Annotated in this window: 2 protein-coding genes; both read left to right on the top strand. The window is 61.5% G+C overall.

Translation table 11 applies throughout. The annotated features are described in order from the left end of the window. Positions 1-108 precede the first annotated feature (108 nt). Positions 109-318, top strand: a complete 210-nt coding sequence (locus tag BM175_RS23420; RefSeq protein WP_090967004.1) for a LuxR C-terminal-related transcriptional regulator — start codon at positions 109-111, stop codon at positions 316-318. A gap of 142 nt (positions 319-460) precedes the next feature. Next, positions 461-1,230, top strand: a protein-coding gene (locus tag BM175_RS22270) for an IS5 family transposase (protein ID WP_425285299.1) whose coding sequence is annotated in 2 segments (ribosomal slippage) — positions 461-755 and positions 755-1,230 — 771 coding nt in all. Because the reading frame shifts where the segments join, the coding sequence is not laid out codon by codon here. The last annotated feature ends 496 nt before the right edge of the window (positions 1,231-1,726 follow it).

Raw genomic sequence — 1,726 nt, 5'->3', positions numbered from 1 at the left:
TCTCTTCCGGCTTGTGCTTCTTCTGTCCCATTCTCGTGTCCTCCAGCGGCTCAAAAGCCTACTTCACGGAGGGCCACTTTTCAGGGGGAAGGCCACGACCTAACACGTATTCTCGTCGGCCTTGGGCTAACGCTTACACAGGCCAAGGTGGCGCTGCTCGTCAGCTCCGGCCACACAACTAAGAGTGCAGCGGAAGCGCTGCTCGTTGGTGAGGAAACGGTGCGTACGCATCTCAAAGGGGCTTTCGCCCGCCTCGGGCTTTCGCGGCAGGCAGACCTTATCCATCTCGTTGCCCGAATTGCTCCCTTCGGTCGCTAATCTCAGGGTTACGGCTGCGGCATTTGAAAGCGCACTTAATGGACTTGAATACAGCGCCTGTCTGCCTGTCGACGACACTAGGGTCTGTTAGCGTCTGTTGCTAACTCTAAGTCGTTGGCTTATCCTGCTCTGGAGAGCTGAGATGCTGAGCGACGAGCAATGGGCTGAACTTGAGCCGCTGATCGAAGCGTGCCGCCCGCACGCCAAGGTACCAAGCCCGCACATGCGCCGGACAGTAGAGGCGATCCTCTGGCGCCATCAGAACGGGGCGAAGTGGAGGTCACTGCCGACCGAGTTCGGCCTGTGGTGGATGGCGGCGCAGTCCTTCATCCGCGGGGCACGGCTTGGGGTAAGGGAGAGGCGGCTGGCGTTGGTTCAAGAGCGAAACATCCGGCTCGGCATGGTGCTCTTGGACGGGACCAAGATCCGGGCGCACTAGAAGGCGGCAAGCGCCAGCCGAAAGGGGGATCTGCAAGGGAGCGAGACGGCCGTGAAGCGCTCGGCCGCTCTTGTGGCGGCTACGACACAAAGGCCTGCGTGATCGCCGACGGCGCGGGCCGCGCGATTGCCTTCCGCCTCACACCTGGGCAGGCGCACGAACTGCCGCACGCCGTTCCGCTGCTGGAGAACCTGCCCGATCTTCCGAAGTGGGCCGCGGCTGATCGCGGCTACGCCAGTCATGCGTTCCGTCAACACATCTGGGACATGGGCGCCCGGCCTGCCATCCCGCCGCTGCGCCACGAGGCGCATGCCGCCTGTCCGGACTGGATCTACAACAACCGCAACCGGGTCGAGCGCCTGTGGGCTCGGCTGACGGAATGGCGCGCCGTCGCCACCCGCTATGAGAAGACCGCTGCCAGCTTCCTCGAAGTCCTCTGTCTCGCCGCAGCCCTCGATCGGCTCAGGCGCTAACAGGCCCTAGGGTCCGCTGACAGTATACCTATAGAGGTGGATACGTCAGGCTCTGACGTAAAGCCAAATCACCAAAGCGCTCAGCCACAGGATTGCTGACAGCTGCAACCCGATGGACATACCGCGTGCGAAAGTAGCGGCTTCCGCAAACTCAGGACATTTAGGCGATCGTTTGATATCCGATGCACCTTCTGAGGGGAATGCTCTCATCCCAAAACTCCCAGCCCTGATCCTATATTGACCTAAACACGACGGGCCCTATTTCGGCATCCCCCGTTCGGGTGAGCTGTACGAAGAATTTATGCCAGCGCGCTGGCCTTCTACCCTCTCCAAAGGTTGGGTTGAGTCCCCCACCTCTCGCACGATGTTCTTGCGCATCGCGTGGTGCTCCACCTATTTCGGTCGGGGCGAAGGCGAAGGCGCTTGGCATCCGCCTGTCGTTTCACCCCTCGCAGTTCATCGTGTTGAACAGCCCGGACGCAGGCTTGGTGTCGCG

The organism is Aureimonas phyllosphaerae (genome assembly GCF_900113065.1).
Lineage (GTDB): Bacteria > Pseudomonadota > Alphaproteobacteria > Rhizobiales > Rhizobiaceae > Aureimonas > Aureimonas phyllosphaerae.
Note: the sequence above shows the minus strand (reverse complement) of the source record. Positions and strands in the feature narration are given on the sequence as shown.